13 protein-coding genes are annotated in these 18,999 nt (G+C 72.9%); 7 read left to right on the forward strand and 6 right to left on the reverse strand.

The window, feature by feature from the left end; genetic code table 11:
* Positions 1-83: 83 nt before the first annotated feature.
* The 4 genes from ACIBMZ_RS00400 to ACIBMZ_RS00415 all read left to right on the forward strand — a co-directional run bounded on the left by ACIBMZ_RS00400 (position 84) and on the right by ACIBMZ_RS00415 (position 6,611).
* Entirely contained in the window at positions 84-908 is an 825-nt protein-coding gene (locus tag ACIBMZ_RS00400) for an MBL fold metallo-hydrolase (protein ID WP_396689716.1), read from the forward strand.
* A complete protein-coding gene (locus tag ACIBMZ_RS00405; RefSeq protein WP_396689717.1) occupies positions 905-4,522 on the forward strand; it encodes an adenylate/guanylate cyclase domain-containing protein in 3,618 nt (1,205 codons plus the stop codon). Before ACIBMZ_RS00400 ends, ACIBMZ_RS00405 begins: the two co-directional genes overlap by 4 nt.
* A gap of 144 nt (positions 4,523-4,666) precedes the next feature.
* Complete coding sequence (locus ACIBMZ_RS00410; protein WP_396689718.1) at positions 4,667-5,110, forward strand: hypothetical protein; 444 nt, start codon at positions 4,667-4,669, stop codon at positions 5,108-5,110.
* Positions 5,111-5,141: 31 nt separating this feature from the next.
* A complete protein-coding gene (locus ACIBMZ_RS00415) occupies positions 5,142-6,611 on the forward strand; it encodes a serine/threonine-protein kinase (protein ID WP_396689719.1) in 1,470 nt (489 codons plus the stop codon).
* 6 nt (positions 6,612-6,617) lie between these two features.
* Here ACIBMZ_RS00415 and ACIBMZ_RS00420 read toward each other — a convergent pair whose 3' ends face one another.
* Positions 6,618-6,947, reverse strand: a complete 330-nt coding sequence (locus tag ACIBMZ_RS00420; RefSeq protein ID WP_396689720.1) for a hypothetical protein — start codon at positions 6,945-6,947, stop codon at positions 6,618-6,620.
* A 223-nt stretch (positions 6,948-7,170) separates the two neighbouring features.
* Here ACIBMZ_RS00420 and ACIBMZ_RS00425 point away from each other — a divergent pair, with 223 nt between their 5' ends.
* The 3 genes from ACIBMZ_RS00425 (at position 7,171) to ACIBMZ_RS00435 (ending at position 11,160) form a co-directional block, all read left to right on the forward strand.
* Positions 7,171-8,973: an alpha/beta hydrolase gene (locus ACIBMZ_RS00425; RefSeq protein ID WP_396689721.1), complete on the forward strand. Its 1,803-nt coding sequence runs from the start codon at positions 7,171-7,173 to the stop codon at positions 8,971-8,973.
* Between the two features lie 136 nt (positions 8,974-9,109).
* Positions 9,110-10,051: a transporter substrate-binding domain-containing protein gene (locus ACIBMZ_RS00430; RefSeq protein ID WP_396689722.1), complete on the forward strand. Its 942-nt coding sequence runs from the start codon at positions 9,110-9,112 to the stop codon at positions 10,049-10,051.
* Positions 10,048-11,160 carry a hypothetical protein gene (locus ACIBMZ_RS00435; protein ID WP_396689723.1) on the forward strand — a complete coding sequence of 371 codons (1,113 nt, stop codon included), beginning with the start codon at positions 10,048-10,050 and terminating at the stop codon, positions 11,158-11,160. Before ACIBMZ_RS00430 ends, ACIBMZ_RS00435 begins: the two co-directional genes overlap by 4 nt.
* Positions 11,161-11,169: 9 nt before the next feature.
* Here the strand turns inward: ACIBMZ_RS00435 and ACIBMZ_RS00440 are convergent, their stop codons facing one another.
* The 5 genes from ACIBMZ_RS00440 to ACIBMZ_RS00460 all read right to left on the reverse strand — a co-directional run bounded on the left by ACIBMZ_RS00440 (position 11,170) and on the right by ACIBMZ_RS00460 (position 18,924).
* Positions 11,170-12,348 carry an acyl-CoA dehydrogenase family protein gene (locus tag ACIBMZ_RS00440; protein WP_396689724.1) on the reverse strand — a complete coding sequence of 393 codons (1,179 nt, stop codon included), beginning with the start codon at positions 12,346-12,348 and terminating at the stop codon, positions 11,170-11,172.
* Positions 12,345-14,336, reverse strand: coding sequence for a biotin carboxylase N-terminal domain-containing protein (locus ACIBMZ_RS00445; RefSeq protein WP_396689726.1), 1,992 nt, complete (start codon positions 14,334-14,336; stop codon positions 12,345-12,347). The genes ACIBMZ_RS00440 and ACIBMZ_RS00445 overlap by 4 nt, the downstream gene beginning before the upstream one ends.
* Positions 14,337-14,426: 90 nt before the next feature.
* A complete protein-coding gene (locus ACIBMZ_RS00450) occupies positions 14,427-16,028 on the reverse strand; it encodes an acyl-CoA carboxylase subunit beta (RefSeq protein ID WP_396689728.1) in 1,602 nt (533 codons plus the stop codon).
* Complete coding sequence (locus tag ACIBMZ_RS00455) at positions 16,025-17,227, reverse strand: acyl-CoA dehydrogenase family protein (protein WP_396689730.1); 1,203 nt, start codon at positions 17,225-17,227, stop codon at positions 16,025-16,027. Before ACIBMZ_RS00455 ends, ACIBMZ_RS00450 begins: the two co-directional genes overlap by 4 nt.
* Positions 17,224-18,924 (reverse strand): acyclic terpene utilization AtuA family protein, encoded by a 1,701-nt coding sequence (locus ACIBMZ_RS00460; RefSeq protein WP_396690931.1) that lies wholly within the window; start codon positions 18,922-18,924, stop codon positions 17,224-17,226. The genes ACIBMZ_RS00455 and ACIBMZ_RS00460 overlap by 4 nt, the downstream gene beginning before the upstream one ends.
* Positions 18,925-18,999 lie beyond the last annotated feature (75 nt).

Here is an 18,999-nt window from a genome sequence, read left to right on the forward strand (position 1 = left end):
ACGAAGGCCCCTAACGAGGGCGAATCGGGGAGCGGAACCGCAAGATCGCGGAGGTGCGCCCCCGGGGTCGTACGATCGCAGCCATGGGAGGGCATGTGACGGGGGCGGTGACCGCCCTCGCCAGCGAGTTGCCGGGGTGGGTGACGCTGCTGCGGGCACCCAATCCGGGGCCGATGACGCTGGACGGCACCAACACCTGGCTGCTGCGCGCCCCGGGCGCGGAGTACGGCGTGGTGGTCGACCCGGGACCGGCCGACGAGGCACACCTGGCCGCGATCGCCCAGTGGGGGCCGGTCGGCCTGGTGCTGATCACCCACGGGCACCCGGACCACACCGAGGGCTCGCCGCGCCTGCGTGACCTGCTCGGCGGGGCACCGGTACGCGCCGCCGACCCGGCGCACAGCATCGGCGGACCGCCGCTCGACGCCGCCGGTGAGGTGGCCGGGCACGGGCTGACGATCCGACTCGTACCCACTCCCGGGCACACCGCCGACTCGGTCTGCTTCCTGGCCGAGCACGGCGACCGGCAGGTGGTGCTCACCGGCGACACCATCCTGGGCCGGGGCACCACCGTGGTCGCCCACCCGGACGGCCACCTCGGTGACTACCTGGCCAGCCTGGAACTGCTCTCGACGTACCGGGGGATCCCGGCGTTGCCGGGCCACGGTCCGGCGCTGGCCGACTGCGGTGCCGCCGCCGACTTCTACCTCGCCCACCGGCGGGCCCGCCTGGACCAGGTCCGGGCGGCGCGCGACGGCGGAGCGCGGACCCCGGCCGAGGTGGTCGCCGTCGTCTACGCCGACGTGGACCGGTCGCTGTGGTGGGCGGCGGAGTGGTCCGTGCGCGCCCAACTGGAGTACCTGGACCGGGAATCCGAGGGTGACGCCGCGAGGTTGGACCGACCGTGACCTGTCCGGTGTGCGGAACCGTCGCGGTGCCCGGCGCCCGGTTCTGCCACAACTGCGGTGCCGCGCTGCCGGCCGCCGCCACCCTGCCCGCCGCCGAGCGTCGGGTGGTCACCGTGCTCTTCGGCGACCTGTCCGACTTCACCTCCTGGTCCGAGGACCTCGACCCGGAACGCGTCGGCGCGGTCACCGACCGGGTGCTGGCCGCCCTCGCGGGTGCGGTGAAGACCTTCGGCGGGCACGTCGACAAACTCACCGGTGACGGGATCATGGCGGTCTTCGGTGCTCCGGTCGCGCACGAGGACGACGCCGAACGCGCCGTCCGGGCCGCCCTGTCCATGCAGCGCGCGGTCCGTCGGGTGCTCGACGACGAGCGCGGCGGCGGTGCGCCGCTGGGGCTGCGGGTCGGGCTGAACACCGGTGACGTGATCGCCGGCATCCAGGCCGCCATCGAGTACACCGTCATCGGCGACACGGTGAACACCGCCGCGCGGCTGGCCGACGCCGCCGCCGTCGGCGCGGTCTACGCCGGGGCGCGGACCGCGGCGGCCACCCGGCACGTCGCCAGTTGGCGGGCGCTGCGACCGTTGCGGCTCAAGGGCAAGCGCGAGCCGGTCGAGGCGTACGAGCTGCTCGGTCTGCTGGACGCGCCGGGCACCCGCTCCGGCCTCGGCGACGAGGCACCCTTCGTGGGCCGGGAGACCGAGGTCGGCCGGGTCGCCGGTCGACTGGCCGAGGTGATCGACCGGGGTGAGCCCCGGGTGCTGCTGATGACCGCCGAGGCCGGGATCGGCAAGTCCCGGTTCGCCGCCGAGGTGGAGCGCCTGGCCGCCGGCTACGACGTGGGCGCCGGACGGTACGCCGCGCACACCGGCGCCCGGGTCCTCTCGGTACGCTGCGCCGCCTTCGGCGAACGCCGTCGGCTCGCCCCCCTGGCCGACCTGGTACGCGCCGCCACCGGCCTGCCCAACGACACGGCCACCGCGGTCACCCGGGCCGCCGTGGAGGAGCGGCTGCGTCGACTCGGGCAGCGCCTCAGCCGCTCCCGCACCGCGCCCGCCCCGGTCGCCGTGGACCAGTTGCTGGCCCTGCTCGGATACGCCGAACTACCCGCCGCCGGCCACACCGACCAGAGCGAGTGGACCGGCACCCAACCGCCGCCCGACGCCGAGGCGGTGCCCAACGCGGTGGCCGACCTGCTCAGCGCGCTCGCCGAGGAGGCACCGCTGATGGTGGTGGTGGACGACCTGCACGACGCCACCGCGGAGACCATCGGCGCGCTGGAGGTCACCCTGTCCCGGCTCAACGGGCCGATCCTCGTGCTGCTGCTCGGGCGGCCGGAGCTGGTGCGTACCGCCGGCACGCTGGCCCGGGTCGCGGACGCCGAGGTGCAGCCGTTGCCGCCGCTGCGCGGCGCCGACGCGTCCCGGCTGCTCACCAGCTACCTCGGTGGCGGGCGGCTGACGCAGGCCGACGCCGACCGGCTGCTCGCCACCGCCCAGGGCAACCCGTTCTATCTGGCCGAGCTGGTCACCCTGCTGATGGAGCGCGGCGCGCTGACCGCCGGTGCGCGCAACGACTGGCGGCTGGCACCCGGCTCGCTCGGCAGCCGACTGCTCTCCCGGGACCTCGCGGCGGTGCTCGCGGCCCGGATCGACGCGTTGCCCGCCGAGGCCCGTTCGGTGCTGCGGGACGCGGCGGTGGTCGGGGACACGGTGCCCGAGGGGGCGTTGCAGGCGCTGCGCGAGCAGCGGGCCGGACGCGACGGCCGACCGGGCGCGGTGGTCGCGCTCGACCTGGACCGGGCCGTGGAGGAGCTGCTGCAACGCCGGATGCTGCACCGCACCCGCACCGGGTACGCCTTCGCCACCCCGTTGATGCGGGAGGCCGCGTACGCCGGGATCAGCAAGGCGGAGCTGGCCGAGCGGCACGCGGCGCTGGCCCGGTGGGCGAGCCCGGCGGCCAGTGTCAGCAGTGGCCTGGGCGGCCCCGACCTGGTCGCGACCGGCGCCACGGCCGGTCCGAGCGGCTTCACCGAGGCGGCCCGGGACGACTTCGTGGCGCAGCACGTCGAGCGGGCCACCGCGTTGGCCGACGCGGTCACGTTGCGCCCGGATGCTCCGGCCCGGGCGGTCGCCCCGCTCGGGGTCGCCGCGCTCGGCCGGGCCACCCGCCGCGCTCTGCACGAGGGCGAGCCGGCTCTCGCCGTCGAGTACGCCGAACGCGCCGCCGAACTGGCCCGCGTGGACGGCGTACCGGCCTCCGACCGGGTGGTGCACGCGCGGGCACTGCTCCAGGTCGGTCGGGTGGCCGACGCGCTGGCCTCGGCCGAGAAGATCGCCGCCAACGCCGGGGACCAGGCGACCACCCGGGTCAGCGCGTTGCTGCTCGCCGGGCAGGCCCAGCAGGCCATGGGTGACCTGCGGCGGGCCGAGACCTGCTGGCGCGAGGCGTTGCAGGTGGCCACCGACGCGGACCTGCCGAGCCTGCGGGCGTCGGCCATGCGTCGACTGGGCATGGCCGACTTCCTCGCCGGACGGCTCGGCGAGGCGAGTAGCCGGTTGGCCGCCGCGTACCAGGTCAGCCTGGCGGTGCAGGACCGCCGGGGGCAGGCGTGGTCGTTGCAGAACCTGGCCTGGGTGACCACCACCCGGGGCGACTTCGCGGGTACGGACGCGGTGCTCGGTCGGGCCGCCCGACTCTTCGCCGAACTCAAGGATCCGTACGGGCGGGCGTGGTTGCGCGGCACCACCGCCTTCGCCCGACTGCTCGCCGGTCGGCTGAGCGAGGCGCGTCGGCTGGCCCGGATCTTCCTGCCCTTCGGGGAACGGGTCGGCGAGGCGTGGGCGGTGGGCACCCTGCGGGCGGTCGACGCGTACGCCAACGCGGAGTTGGGCGAACTGCTCGACGCGGACCGGGAGGCCCGGCGGGCGTACCGCGAGTTCGCCGCCGCCTCCGACGAGTGGGGGCAGGGTTTCGCGCTCGTCGTCCGGGGTGTGGTGGCGCGTGGCCTCGGCGAGCCCGAACACGCTGCCGACCTGCTCACCGACGCGCTGGAGTACGCCGGCCGGACGGCTCATCCGCTGCTCACCGGCATGGCCGGCACGCTGCGCGGCTTCGTGGCGCTGGACATGGGCGACGTGGCCGGCGCCGAGCAGTACGCGCGATCGGTGCTGACCAGTGTGGAGCCGCACAACCCGCAGGCGCCCGCGCAGGTGGGGCCCCGGGTGCTGCTGGCGACGGCCCGGTTGGCGGCCGGTGACTCCGGCACTGCGGTCGGACTGCTCGCCCCGGTGGCCACCGCCGCCGCCACCTCGCCGTCGCTGCTGTTCTCCCGTCGACAGTCGATGGCGCGTTACGCCTCGGCACTGCTCGCGCACGGACAGTGCGAGCAGGCGCTGGTCTGGGCCCGCCGGGCGGCGGCCACGCCGGCCGAGGACGTCCGCAGCCAGGTGGTCGCGGCCCGGGTACGCGCCGAGGCGCTGGCCGCCTGCGGCCGGTCGGCGGAGGCGTTGACCAGTGCCGAGGAGGCGGTACGCCTGTCGTTCGCCACCGAGCAGCGCAGCGAGCGCGCCGATTCCGAGGCGCTGTACACCCGGTTGCGCGACGCGCGCTGAGCCACGCCGCCGGCTTGTCGACATGGTGTGGTCCGGCCGGTTCTGTCGGTTCCGGTGATGTCGTCTGTCGGGGCCGACCGCTAGCGTGCACGGTGCACGCGGCGGTCAACATGGGCGGTCGTGCCGTCAAGGGGGAGGGCTCAGATGAGGCTGCCGCGCTCGGTCGCCGGCTGGACGATCGCGGTGTTCGGCGTGTTGGCGCTGGTGATGGGGGCGGTCGGGCTGCTCTGGCCGGAGGCCCTGCTCGGGATGCTCGGCTTCGAGATCCCGGCGACCCGGGCGCCCGGCGACTACACCGGCGTGTTCGTGACCGCCTCGTCGATGGCCTCGTTCAACATGGGGGTCTACTACCTGCTCGCCACCGCCACCGAGTGGCGGGCGTTCTACCGCTTCACGGTGGTGTTCCGGTTGGTCACGTTCACCGTGTTCACACTCGCGGTGCTGGCCGACGTGGCGCCCGGCCGGTTCTTCGGCGTGGCGGCGTGGGAGGCCGTGGGTGCGCTGGCCACTGCCGCCGGCCTCTGGTGGGACTCCCGGCGCAGTGCGGAAACCTCGCCGGAGCGGTCGCCCGCCGATGCGGTTCACTGAGCCGCCGGTCCAGTTGGGTATTTTCGAAACCGTGACCGACACCCCGCCCGGCGCCCTGCCGACGCCCATCGTGCCTGGTCTGACTGATTTGCAGGTCTTTGCCCGGGGAGGCTACGCGACCGTCTACCGGGCCACCCAGATCTCGGTGGACCGCGAGGTCGCGGTCAAGGTCGAGAACCGCACCCTGGCCAGTGACCGGGACCAGGCCCGCTTCCTGCGCGAGGCGCGGGCAGCCGGTCGGATGTCGTCGCACCCGCACGTGGTGGATCTCTTCGACGTCGGGGTCACCATCGACCAGCACCCCTACCTGATCATGGAACTCTGCGACGGGTCGTACGCCGAACGGATGCGTACCTCGCCGCTGGGCGCCGCCGAGGCGCGGGACCTCGGCATCAAGATCGCGGACGCGCTCGCCCACTCGCACGCGGCTGGGGTGCTGCACCGCGACGTCAAGCCGGCCAACATCCTCTACTCGCACTTCAACTCGGCCGTCCTGGCCGACTTCGGGCTGGCCGTGGTCGCCGAGATGCGCGACGCCACGGTCGCCCTGGAGGTGCTCACCCCGGCGTACGCCCCGCCGGAGATGTTCAGCCACAGCCCGCCCTCACCCGCGGTGGACGTCTACGCGCTCTGCGCCACCCTCTACGCGGTGATGCACGGCCGTCCGCCCCGCTGGCAGACCGAACGCAACCCGAGCCTGGTCACCGTGCTGGAGATGTTCCACCAGCCGATTCCCGGCATCCCCGGCATCCCGGAGGAGCTGGTCGACGTGCTCCGCGCCGGGATGGCCAACGACCCGGCGGACCGCCCCTCCGTCGTTCAGTTGCACGACATGCTGGTCGGCCTGCAACTGGAGGGTTCCGGCCCGCCGAGCCCGCCGATCGGCCTGCTCGGCGGCGGATTCCAGGGCGGTCCGCGGAGCACGGGTACGGCACCCGACGCCGGGGCCACCGGCACCTCCACCGAGCGCAGCCGGGGACGGCGCTGGTTCCTGGGCGCCACCGGCGTGGTCGCGCTGGCCGCCTCGGCGGGGGTCGGCGCCTGGGCGGCCGGTGGATTCCCGCCCGGCCAGCCCACCGTGCCGAACCGGCCCATCACGACCGGGGTGCACCGTCCGGGCTGCGCCACCCTGCCCGAGGTGCTGCCGGAGGGCGCCCGGTGCGCGGAGGAGTTGGAGTGCTTCGGCCCGGTGCAGGTACGCGCCCAGCGGGCCGAGGCCGACCAGGTGTCGTGCGACACCCGGCACACCTGGGAGAGCTACGCCGAGGGGGAGTTGCCCCGCGCGCTGTTCGACGCCGACCACGACGAGATCGTGACGGACCCGGGCGTTCGCAAGGTCTGCAACACGGAGACGTTCCGGCTGGTCAGCGGCATGGACAAGCCCACCGGGTGGAACCTGGAGGTGCTGCCGCCAGCCGACGCGCAGACCGACGCCACCTACCGCTGCCTGGCCGGGCGGGGTCTGGACGGGCTGGCGTCGCCCACGATCACCGGCGGCTGAGCGAGGTCAGTGGCTCGCGTCGCGGCGGTAGCGGTCCCGCATCGCCCGGACTGCCTCCCGGTCGCCCAACGTCTCCAGGGTGTCCGCGTCGATGCCGGGTGCGTGGGCCATCGGGTGGACCGGCGGGGCCGGAGGCGGGGTGTCGACCGGGCGGGCCTGCCGGGCGGCGGTGACCGCCACTCCGCTGACGATGGCGAGCAGCACGCAGCCCAGGGCCATCGCGACTCCCAGCAGATCCTGCCGGGGCCCGACGATCAGTGTCACCAACAGCCACAGCGATCCGAGTGCGGCGACCACCGCCACGGTGCGCGCGTCAGGTCCGGGGATGCGTCTCACGCGTCCAGAATGTCGGAGATTGCCGATCTGTCAACAGCAGATGGTCGAGCGCCTGCGTAACACCTGATAACTCCAGCTTACGGGATTCGGGAATCGTGACATCGGCGCCTGCATTGTCGGACATGTTGCTGTTCATTGGACCGCATCCATCGTTCGACGTCTCTAGAGTGGCGGAGGTCGAGTCCGACTCGACCTGTCCCGTATCCCACCGGAAGGCGTCCACATGCCACGACCAATCCGGAACCTCGCCGCCGCAGGGCTCGTCGGCGCGCTGCTCGCCGGAGCGGCGGTCGTACCCGCCAGTGCCGCACCCGCCACGATCGGTGCGGGCATCGTCACCGTCGCCCACCGCACCAGCCTGCTGGAGCGGCTGCGGGTCGACCGCGTGCCCACGCCCAGGCTGGACTGGTACGAGTGCTACGACTACGCCGAGTGCGCCACTGTCGACCTGCCGTTGGACTACGACCAGCCGAAGGGTGACACGACCGAGATCGCGGTCCTGCGGGTCAAGGCGCGGGACCAGAAGCGCAAGATCGGCAGCCTCTTCGTGAACCCCGGCGGCCCGGGCGGTTCGAGCACCAGCTTCGCCCTCGCCGCGCCGTACGTCTTCGGTGACGACGTGCTCGACCGGTTCGACATCGTCGGCGTCGACCCGCGTGGAGTGGGCGCCAGCGAGCAGCTCCGGTGCTTCCGGTCGGTCAAGGACCAGGCCCGGGCGTACGAGGGGGCGAACGTCGCCTTCCCGTACACGAAGGCCGAGGAGAAGGCGTACGTCGCCGCCGCGATCAGGATCGGCAAGGGCTGCTCGACCACCGGCAAGCCGCTCAGCGGCGCGATGTCGACCGCCGAGGTCGCCCGCGACATGGACGTGCTGCGGCGGGCGGTCGGCGACCGGAAGCTGTCCTACGTCGGCTTCAGCTACGGCAGTGTGCTGGGGCAGTACTACGCGAACATGTTCCCGGACCGGGTGCGGGCCGTCGCGATCGACGGTGTGCTCGACCCGACGGCGTGGTTCGGCGCCGGTGCCTCCGGGAACCTGGGCCAGGAGGACCGGATGCGCAGTGCGCAGGGCGCGCACCTGGCGCTCCGCGAGATCCTCACGCGCTGCAAGACCGCCGGTGTGGACGCCTGCCCGCTGGCCTCCGGTGACCCGGCCGCCCTGTTCGAGCTGGTGGCGAAGCGACTCAAGGCCAAGCCGTTGGTGCTGGAGGATCCGGACCTGGGCGAGTACACCTTCACCTACGCCGACTTCGTCGCCTTCATCGCGAGCTCCCTCTACGGCCCGTACGGGTACATGGACGTCGCCTACCTCACCCAGGAATTGCTGGTCCTGACCGACCCGTCGGCGACGAACGCGTCACGTACGCAGGCACGTACCTCGCTGCTGCGACGGGCCGAGAAGGCTCGGGAGTCGGCCCGCGCCTACGACTTCCCGTACGAGAACGGTCTGGAGACCTTCCTCGGGGTGGACTGCACCGACGCCAACCACCCGAAGGACGCCGCCTCCTGGGCGGCTCGGGCCGCCAAGGCCGACAAGCGCGACCCGTACTTCGGTCGGTACTGGACCTGGATCACCGCCCCCTGTGCCCGGGACACCTGGACGGTGCGCGACGAGGACCGCTTCACCGGTCCGTTCGACCGGCGGACCGCCAACCCGGTCCTGGTCGTCGGCAACTACTGGGACCCGGCCACCAACTACAACGGTGCCGTCGCCTCCGCGAGGCTGCTGCCGAACAGCCGCCTGCTGTCCAGCGACAACTGGGGCCACACCGCGTACGGCTCGTCGGCCTGCGCGACCGGCGCCATCGACGCGTACCTGCTGCGGCTCACGCTGCCGAAGAAGGGCACCGTCTGCCACGGTGACATCCAGCCGTTCGAGGAGCTGCCGGAGTCGGCGGCCTCCGTCCGGGTCGACATCTCCAAGGAGGACCTGGCGGCCAGGGGCGCGCCGCGCCGCGGTGAGCCGAAGCAACTCCCGCCGGTGGTCGTGCCGATGCCGGCCCTCGGCGCGCCGACGGCGCGCTGAGGTCGCGACACACCTTCCGGGGTGCGGCGGGCAGTCGGATGCCCGCCGCACCCCGGTGCGTTTCGCGGCGGCGTCGACTGGCAGACACTCGCTACTTTCGGTGGCATGACAACTTCGGAAGGTAGTGAGGTGATCCATGGTCGGACGGTTCTCCACCACCCGGTTCCGCTCGGTCGCCACCACCCTCGCGGTCGCCCTGACGCTGTTTCTGGGTGCGGCGGCCGGTTGTGACAGCCAGCAGGAGCCGGAACTGCCCTCGGTGCAGGAGAAGCTCCGCGAGTCCCACATCTGGGAGCAGAACGTGCTGCGGATCGGAGTGGCGACCAACGAGCCGCTGATGGGCGACGTCCGCGACGGCGGGCACGTCGGCTTCGACGTCGAGATCGCCCGCTACGTCGCCGCCTCGCTCGGCTTCGAGGGCGACCAGCGGATCGAGTTCGTGTCGGTCTCCACCGAGGACCGGATCCCCGCCCTCCAGGGCGGCATGGTCGACCTGGTGGTGTCCAGCTTCTCCATCACCGAGGAGCGCAAGAAGGAGGTCAGCTTCGCCGGGCCGTACCTGGTGACCACGCAGGAGGTGCTGGTCCCGAGCCGACACCGGGACACCATCCGGACCATCGAGGACCTGCGGAACCCGGAGTTCCAGATCTGCACCAGCGGTGGCTCCACCACCGAGGCGGAGCTGGAACAGCACCAGGTGCGCGCGGTGGTGGTGAAGGACGTCGGCGACTGCGTCGAGGGCATCCTGGACGGCCGGTACGACGCGGTCAGCTCGGACGAGACGATCCTCGCCGGTTTCGTCGCCCGGTATCCGACCGAGTTCGAGATCGTGGACATGCCCTTCGGCACCAGCGAACTGCTCGGCATCGGCGTGCCCATCGGCGACCCCGCGTTGCGCGACCTGGTGGCGTACTTCCTCGACAAGAGCTACCGGCAGGGACGCAACGGGGAGATCAGCCCGTGGCAGGTCGCGTACAACCGGACGCTGGGCCCGTGGCTGCGGACGGAGAAGCGGCAACCACAACCGCTCGACGTACCCCGACTGGTCGACTTCGACGACAAGGTGCCGGGGCGATGAGCACGCCGGCGGCGACCACCGGCAACGCCCCGGACGCCGACCGGCCGGTGCCGTACCAGGTGACGCCCTCCGTCCCGGCGGATCCGCCGGTGGACGACCGCGCCATGCCGGACGGTCTCGCCAAGTCGAGTGGGCGCGCGGAGGTCGGCGTGGACCGGAGCGAGCGCCGGGCCCGGGCCAGCCAGTCGTTCTGGACGGCGGTGGTCGGCGTACCGGCGGTCTTCTCGGTGCTCCGGCTCGGCGTCGAGGCCGGCGGCGAGTTGCAGACGACGCTGCTGCTGGTGGCCAACGTGGGGCCGGTCAACATGCTGGCCGGCTTCCTCACCACGGCGGCCCGCCTGCTCTGCACCGCGCTGGTGGCGGTGTTCGCGCTCGGCGGGGTGCTCGCGGCCAGCCGGGAGGCCACCGCCCGCCGCTCGCTCTTCGCCCGCTGGATGGACGTCACACCGAGCTGGTTCATCGCGGCGAGCTTCCTGATGGCCCTGGTCACCTGGCCGCTGCTGTACCTGCCGCTGCTGCTGCCGACCCTGGCGGCGGCGTTCGGGCTCGCGCCGGTCCGCCTGCACGAGCGTCCGGCGGTCCGCGCGCTGACGATCACGGCGGCGTACGCGGGCTATCTGTGGTTGCTCGTCCCCACCTTGCGCGACGCGTGGCGGCAGGCCGAACCGCTGCCGATCGTGCTGCTGGTGGTGCCGCCGTTGCTGGCGCTCTTCGTCGCCGGGCCGCTGCCCCGGGTGGTGCTGCGGGCCTTCGCCCCACTGAGTCAGGCCGCCGTGCTGGTGGTGCTGGTCTGGGCGGCGTTGCCCGTGATCAGCACACCGGTGCTGCCGCTCACCGTGACCACCGTCGGAGCCACCCCCGAGGTCACCGAGGAGATCCGGGGGCACGTGGTGACCACCGACGATGTGCACATGGTGATCCTCCAGGAGCGGGGCGGCGTCCGGTACGTGCCCGTCGACTTCGTACGCGAACAGGTGCTCTGCCCCGCCGAGGAGGAACTGCCCCGCTACCGGCTGTGGATCCACGACTTCCACGTCGAGGACTCGCTGCTGGAAGGGCTGGGCCGACGGGTACGCCCGGTGCACCGGGTGGACGCGGCCTGTCGGTGAGCGCCCGACTCAGTACGACTTGTCCTGGCCGAGCACGTGCTGCGCGACGAAGTTGAGGATCATCTCGCGGCTGACCGGGGCGATGCGACCGGCCCGTACCGCCCCGAGCAGCGTGGCCACCCCGTACTCGGTGGTCATGCCGGCACCGCCGAGCGCCTGCACGGCGGTGTCGACCGCGAGCGCGGCGGCCTCGCCGGAGGCGTACTTGGCCATGTTGGCGGAGATGCCGGCCTCCAGGTCTCGGCCCGCGTCGTAGAGCGCCGCCGCCTTCTGGATCATCAACCGGGCCAGCTCCACCTGGACCGCCGCGTGTGCCAGGGGATGGGACACGCCCTGGTGCGTACCGATGGTGCGACCACCCCAGACCGTGCGGGTGGCGGTGTACTCCGAGGCGCGCTCGATGGCGTACCGGCCGGTGCCGGCGCCCATCGCGGCGACGGTGATGCGTTCCGGGTTGAGCCCGGAGAACAACGCCGGCAGTCCGGCGTCGAGCGACCCGCCGACCAACGCGTCGGCGGGCAGCCGGACCTCGTCCAGATAGAGCAGGAACTGGTTCTCCGGGGAGAGGATCTCCATGTCCAGCTTGGACCAGGTCACGCCGGGGGCGTCGGTCGGCACGATGAACAGGGCCGGCTTCAACCGTTGCCCGGCACCGTCGGTGGCGGTGTCGTCCCCGGCCCGGGCCACCACGAGGACGTGCCCGGCCTCGTCGACGCCCGAGATGTAGCACTTGCGGCCGGAGAGGACCCAGTCGTCGCCGTCGCGGCGGGCGACGGTGCCGAGGCGGTGGAAGTTCGATCCGGCCTCCGGCTCGGTGATCGCGAACACGATCTTCCGGGAGCCGTCGGCCAGGCCGGGTAGGTGGTGTTTGCGCTGGTCCTCGGTGCCGTGCCGGGCGATGACCGTGGCCGCGATGGCGGGGGAGACCACCAGCAGCAGCAACGGGCAGCCGGTGGCGGCCAACTCCTCGCAGACGATGGCCAGGTCGGTGATGCCGCCGCCCCCGCCGCCGTACTCGGTGGGGATGTTGACGCCGAGGTAGCCGAGCTGTCCGGCCTCGTGCCACAGCTCGTCGGTGTGCTCGCCGGCCTTTGCCTTCGCCACGAAGTAGCGGTGCCCGTACCGCCGACCGAGCGACCGGACGGCGTCGCGGAGCTGCTCCTGCTCCGGGCTGAGGTCGAAGTTCATGACGATGCCTCCTCGATGGGGGTGACCACGGCCAGCACCGCACCCGTCTCGACCTGACCGCCCGCCGTGACCGGAAGCTCGGTGACCACGCCGTCGGTCGGGGCGAGCACGGGGTGTTCCAGCTTCATCGCTTCCAGGGTCAGCAGCAGGTCACCGGCGGCGACCCGCCGTCCGACCTCGACGTGCACCCGGGCCACCGCCCCGGGCAGCGGAGCGAGCAGCGACCCGGCGGCCAGCTCCGCGCCGGGTGCCGGGAAGCGCGGCAGCTCGGTCAGGCCCGCCGCACCGTCCGGGCCGTCCACGAAGACCACCGCGCCGGTCAGGTGCACCCGGTACGCCCGGCGCACCCCGTCGACGTCGAACACCACCCGGTCCGGGCCTGCCCCGACCAGCGTGACCTCCGGCGCACTGCTCTCCGGTGACCCGGTCTCCGACGACGTGGACCACTCGGCGAGCGAGCCGTCCCGGTCCAGCCGGTACCGCACCTCGACCTCCCCGTCCGGGCCGGTGAACCGGGCGACCTGCGGAAAGGCGGGTACGTTGCGCCATCCCGAGGGCAGTCCGGCCAGCACCGGTGCGGCGGCGCGACGCGCCGCCGCCGAGGCCAGCGCGGCGGCGAGCGCGACCAGCGGCACCTCGCCGGGCGGCAGCAGCGGGGCGAAGACCTCGGGATGCCGCTCCAGGAACCCGGTGTCGACCGCCATCGCGCCGAACTCCCGACTGCGCAGCACCCGCACCAGCAGGTCCCGGTTGGTGGTCACCCCGTGCAGTTCGGCGCGGGCCAGCGCGGCGGCCAGCGTACGGGCGGCCTCGGCACGGGTGGGCGCCCAGGCGACCAACTTGGCCAGCATCGAGTCGTAGTGCACCTGCACCGCCGAGCCGTTCCGCACCCCGGAGTCGAGCCGCACCCCACGCGTCGGAGCGAACTCGCCGACCACCCCGGGGATCGCGAACCGGTGCAGGGTGCCGGTGACCGGCAGGAAACCCTGGGCCGGGTCCTCGGCGCAGAGCCGCACCTCGATCGCGTGGCCCTCGACCGGCGGCGTCACCGCCAGCGGCAGCGGCTCGCCCTCGGCCACCAGCAGTTGCAGCCGGACCAGGTCCAGTCCGGTGACCGCCTCGGTCACCGGGTGCTCCACCTGGAGACGGGTGTTCATCTCCAGGAAGTGGAAGTCGCCGTCCGGGGCGAGCAGGAACTCCACCGTGCCCGCGCCGACGTAGTCGACGGCCCGGCCCGCAGCCACCGCCGCCGCGTGCAGCCGGTCCCGCAGCTCTGGGGCGAGCACCGCCGGAGCCTCCTCGACGATCTTCTGGTGCCGCCGCTGGATCGAACAGTCCCGTTCGCCGAGCGCCAGCACGGTGCCGTGCCGGTCGCCGACGATCTGCACCTCGACGTGGCGACCCCGCTCGACGTAGCGCTCGATGAAGACCGTGCCGTCGCCGAACGCCGACGCCGCCTCGCGGCCCGCGCTCGCCACCGCCTCGGCGAGACCGTCGGCGTCCCGGACGACCCGCATGCCGCGCCCGCCACCACCGGCGGACGCCTTCACCAGCACCGGAAAGTCGGTGACCTGGTCCGGGTCGGTCCAGGTGGGCAGCATCGGCACGCCCGCCTCGGCGAGCAACGCCTTGGCGGCGAGCTTGTCACCCATCGCCGCGATCGCCTTCGCCGAGGGGCCGATCCAGGTCAGCCCGGCGTCGGTCACCGCTGCCGCGACGTCGGCGTTCTCGGCGAGGAAGCCGTAGCCCGGGTGGACGGCGTCCGCGCCGGACCGGCGGGCCGCCGCCAGGATCAGGTCGATCCGCAGGTACGTCTCGGCGGGCGTGTTCCCCGGCAGGCGTACCGCCCGGTCGGCCTCGCCGACGAAGGGCGCGTCGGCGTCCGCGTCGGAGTGCACCGCGACCGTCTCCACGCCGAGCAGCCGACAGGTGGCGATGATCCGGCGGGCGATCTCGCCCCGGTTGGCGACCAGAAGCCTGGTGATCATGGCAGCAGAGCCTTTCTCGCGCTCATCGGGCCGGCCTTTCGTTCGCGACTGCGGGACTCCGCTGCGCTGCGTTCCTCGCGCTCACGGGTGTCACATCCGGAACACGCCGAAGCCGGCGGCACCGCGCACCGGTGCGTTGTGCACTGCCGACAGGCAGAGCCCGAGGACGGTACGGGTGTCTCGAGGGTCGATCACCCCGTCGTCGTAGAGCCGCCCGGAGAGGAACAGCGCGCCGGACTGGGACTCGATCTGCTGCTCGACCATCATCCGCATGGCGGCGTCGGAGTCCTCGTCGAACTCACGCCCCCGAGCGGCGGCGGCCTGCCGGGCCACGATGGACAGCACCCCGGCCAACTGGGCCGGACCCATCACTGCAGACTTCGCGTTCGGCCAGGTGAACAGGAACCTCGGTTCGTACGCCCGGCCGCACATGCCGTAGTTCCCGGCCCCGTACGAGGCGCCCAGGTTGACCGTCAGGTGCGGCACCGTCGAGTTCGACACCGCGTTGATCATGAGCGCGCCGTGCTTGATGATGCCGCGCTGCTCGTACTCGGTGCCGACCATGTAGCCGGTGGTGTTCTGTAGGAAGATCAGCGGGGTGTCGGCGGCGTTGGCGAGCTGGATGAACTGCGTCGCCTTCTGCGCCTCCTCGCTGAACAGCACCCCCCGGGCGTTCGCCAGGATGCCGACCGGGTACCCGTGCAGTTCACCCCACCCGGTGACCAGAGCCGTGCCGTACGCCGGCTTGAACTCGTCGAACTCGCTGCCGTCGAGCAGCCGGGCGAGCACCTCGCGCGGATCGAACGGCACCTTGAGATCGGCGCTGACGATGCCGAGCAACTCCTCCGGATCGTGCCGGGGCGGACGCGGATGCGCGGTACGCGGCCCCGGCCCCTGCTTGCGCCAGTTCAACCGGCGGACACACTGCCGGGCCAGCCGGATGCCGTCCCGCTCGTCGGCGGCGAGGAAGTCGGCCAGACCGCTACGGGTGGCGTGCATCGCCGCACCACCCAGCGACTCGTCGTCGGCGTCCTCCCCGGTGGCCATCTTCACCAGCGGCGGCCCGGCCAGGTAGACCTGCGAACGCTCCCGGATCATGATGGTGAAGTCCGACATCCCGGGCACGTACGCGCCACCGGCGGTGGCGTTGCCGAAGACCACGCTGACCGTGGGGATCTTCTCGGCCGAGAGCCGGGTCAGGTCACGGAACACCCGCCCGCCCGGAATGAAGATCTCCGCCTGGGTGGGCAGGTCCGCGCCGGCCGACTCGACCAGGTTCACCATCGGCAGCCGGTTGGCCAGGGCGATCTCCCCGGCCCGCCGGGTCTTCGCCAGCGACCACGGATTCACCGCACCGCCGCGGACGGTCGGGTCGTTCGCCACGATCAGGCACTCGACGCCCTCGACCACCCCGATCCCGGTCACCACGCTGGCCCCGACCGGGAAGTCCGTGCCGTACGCGGCCACCGGCGACAACTCCAGGAACGGGCTGTCCCGATCCAGCAGCAGCTCGATGCGCTCGCGGGGGAGCAGCTTGCCGCGCGCGTGGTGCCGGGTCACGTACTTCTCGCCGCCACCGGCCCGTGCCTGGTCGAGCGCGGCGTCCAGCTCGGCGATCCGGTCCCGCAACGCCTCCCGGTTGGCCCGGTGGATCGGCGAGGTGAGGTCGACCGTGCTCTCCAACGTGGTCATAGGCCGATGCCCTTCGCGACGATCTCGTTCATGATCTCGGTGGTGCCGCCGCCGATGCCGAGGATCCGGGCGTCCCGGTAGTGCCGCTCCACCTCGGCGTCGCGCAGGTAGCCGAAGCCGCCATGCAGTTGCAGGGCCTGGTCGACCACCCAGTCGCTCGCCGCCACGGCCACGTTCTTGGCCATCGCCACCTCGGTCACCACCGGCTCCCCGGCGACGACCCGGGCGGCCACCTCGTGCACGTACGCCCGGGCGGCCTCGGCGCGGGTGTGCATCTCGGCCAGCCGGTGCCGGACCACCTGTCGACCGACCAGCGGACGACCGAACGTGGACCGGTCCCGGCACCAGCGCACGCTCAACTCCACGCAGCGCTGCGCGATCGCGTACGCCTGCGTGGCCAGGGAGAGCCGCTCGGCGGCGAAGTGCTGCATGATCGCGAGGAAGGCGGTGCCCTCCTCGCCGATCCGGTTCCCCACCGGGACGCGTACGTCGACGAAGGAGAGTTCGGCGGTGTCCGAGCAGTGCCAGCCGAGCTTCTCCAGCCGTCGCCCGACGGTGAACCCGGGCATGCCCTTCTCGATCACCAGCAGGCTCAACTCGCCGTTGCCCGGTGGGCCGGTCCGCACCGCCGTGGTCACGAAGTCCGCCCGCACACCGCTGGTGATGTACGTCTTCGCGCCGTTGACCACGTAGTGCTCGCCGTCGCGGCGGGCGTGGGTGCGGATCCCGGCGACGTCGGAGCCGGTCTCCGGCTCGGTGACGGCGAGCGCACCGATCGTCGTACCGGCGAGCGTCGGCCGGACGTACCGGTCGACCAGGTCGTCAGCGGCCGGCGGGCGCTCGGCCGGCGGACCGGCCGCGCCCGGGAGGGTGCCGCCGAGCCGGCCGCCGGCCGCCGCGACCATGTGCGGCACCGCGATGCCGTGCGTGAACAGGGCCGCGACCAGCCCCGACGATCCGCCGGAGCGGATGATCTCCTCGGTGACGACGATCGAGTCGAGCAGGTCGCCGCCGCTGCCGCCGACCGACTCGGGGAACCCGATGCCGAGCAGCCCGGTCCGCGCGGCGGCGACGTGCAACGTGCGCGGCACCTCACCGACCTTCTCCCAGTCGGCCAGGTGCGGCAGCACCTCCCGGGTCACGAAGGTCCGGGTCAGCTCGCGCAACTGACGCCGCTCCGGCGTGTCCACGATGGTCACGCCTGCGGCCCCCCGACCGAGGCCGACCCGGTGGCCGAGGCCGGTCCGGTGGCCGAGGCCGACTCGGTGGGCGAGGCCGGTCCGGTGGGCAGCTCCGCCGGTAGGTCGACCACCCGGGCACGGAGCAGCTCACCGAGCGCCTTGGCCTGCGGGTCGAACCGGGTCGAGCCGGCCACACCGGGTCCGAGCAGCCCTTCGATCACGAAGTTGACGGCGCGCAGGTTCGGCAGCTCGTACCGCCGGACGGTCAGCGGGGCGGTCTCCGGCAGCAGTTCGGCCAGCCGGGCCACGGTCAGCCAACCGCGCAGCCACGCCCAGGTCGCGTCGGTACGCGCCCACACGCCGAGGTTCGCGTCACCGCCCTTGTCGCCCGAACGCGCCCCGACCAACTCCCCGAGCGCCCCCCGCCGCACCGCTCCACTCGGATGAAAGGAAGGGCCCCCTGCTATCGCCTGGTGTATAGCAGGGGACCCTTCCTTACATCGCAGCGGCGGTGGGGCGATCTGCCGGCGGGTGCCGTCGGGCAGTACGGCGACGTGGGTGACCGCGTCCTGCGACACCGCATCGGTGGTGCAGACGCCGTACGGGGTGGCGTCGCCGGGCAGCGTGGTCAGCGTGCAGCCGGGGTACGAGGCCAGCGCCAACTCCACCGCCGCCGCCGAGAAGGCCCGCCCGGCCCGCGTCCGGTCGACGTCCCGCAGGTGTACGTGCAGCAGTGCGCTCGCCACCTCGGTGTCGGTCGCGTCCGGGTGGTCGGTACGGGCCAACCGGAACTCCAGCCCGTCGGTGCCGACCGCCGCTTCCAGTTGCGCCCGGACCAGGGCCGCCTTCGCCTCGATGTCCAGCCCGCAGAGCACGAACGTCATCGAGTTGCGGAAACCGCCGAGGTTGTTGACGCCCACCTTCAGCGTCTCCGGCGGTGGCGTGCCCCGGACGCCGGAGACGCGTACCCGGTCCGGCCCGTCCTGGCGCAGCTCGATCGTGTCGAGCCGGGTTACCACGTCCGGTCCGAGGTACTCGGGTCCACCGATCTCGTAGAGCAGTTGCGCGGTGACCGTCTCGACGGTGACCGCGCCACCGGTGTCGGGATGCTTGGTGAGCACCGACGAGCCGTCGCGACGCAGCTCGGCGACGGGAAAGCCGGGCCGGTGACCGCCGTCGGGCAGCTCGGTGAAGAAGCTGTAGTTGCCGCCGGTTACCTGCGCCCCGCACTCGACCAGGTGCCCGGCCACGGTGGCGCCGGCCAGCGCGTCCAGGTCGTCGTGCGTCCAGCCGAAGTGGGCCACAGCCGGGCCGACCACCAGGGCGGCGTCGGTGACCCGACCGGTGACCACCACGTCCGCCCCGGCGTCGAGGCAGGCGGCGATACCGAACGCCCCGAGGTACGCGTTCGCGGTGAGCGCGTCCGGGCGGGCCAGCGCGTCGCCCTCGACGTACCCGACCCGCACGGGCAGCCCGAGCCGGTCGGCGAGGGAGCGGATCGCGGCGGCCAACCCGGCCGGGTGGAGTCCGCCGGCGTTGGTGACCAGCCTGACCCGGCGGTCCATCGCGGTGCCGAGGCAGCCTTCGAGCTGTCGCAGGAACGTCCTGGCGTACCCCAGGTCGGGGTCACGCATCCGGTCCCGGCCGAGGATCAGCATGGTCAACTCGGCCAGGTAGTCGCCGGTCAGCACGTCCAGCTCGCCGCCGTCGAGCATCTCCTGCCAGGCGGAGAACCGGTCGCCGTAGAAGCCGGACGCGTTGCCGACCCGCAGCACGTCGGCGCGGGGCCG

The organism is Micromonospora sp. NPDC049900, assembly GCF_044461025.1.
Lineage (GTDB): Bacteria > Actinomycetota > Actinomycetes > Mycobacteriales > Micromonosporaceae > Micromonospora.

Bases quoted from the DNA above. Each gene is read 5' to 3' on its own strand.
- ACIBMZ_RS00445 (WP_396689726.1), bottom strand. From the start codon at position 14,336: ATGATCACCAGGCTTCTGGTCGCCAACCGGGGCGAGATCGCCCGCCGG.
- ACIBMZ_RS00460 (WP_396690931.1), bottom strand. From the start codon at position 18,924: ATGCTCGACGGCGGCGAGCTGGACGTGCTGACCGGCGACTACCTGGCC.
- ACIBMZ_RS00410 (WP_396689718.1), top strand. From the start codon at position 4,667: ATGAGGCTGCCGCGCTCGGTCGCCGGCTGGACGATCGCGGTGTTCGGC.
- ACIBMZ_RS00425 (WP_396689721.1), top strand. From the start codon at position 7,171: ATGCCACGACCAATCCGGAACCTCGCCGCCGCAGGGCTCGTCGGCGCG.
- ACIBMZ_RS00440 (WP_396689724.1), bottom strand. From the start codon at position 12,348: ATGAACTTCGACCTCAGCCCGGAGCAGGAGCAGCTCCGCGACGCCGTC.
- ACIBMZ_RS00400 (WP_396689716.1), top strand. From the start codon at position 84: ATGGGAGGGCATGTGACGGGGGCGGTGACCGCCCTCGCCAGCGAGTTG.
- ACIBMZ_RS00430 (WP_396689722.1), top strand. From the start codon at position 9,110: ATGGTCGGACGGTTCTCCACCACCCGGTTCCGCTCGGTCGCCACCACC.
- ACIBMZ_RS00435 (WP_396689723.1), top strand. From the start codon at position 10,048: ATGAGCACGCCGGCGGCGACCACCGGCAACGCCCCGGACGCCGACCGG.
- ACIBMZ_RS00450 (WP_396689728.1), bottom strand. From the start codon at position 16,028: ATGACCACGTTGGAGAGCACGGTCGACCTCACCTCGCCGATCCACCGG.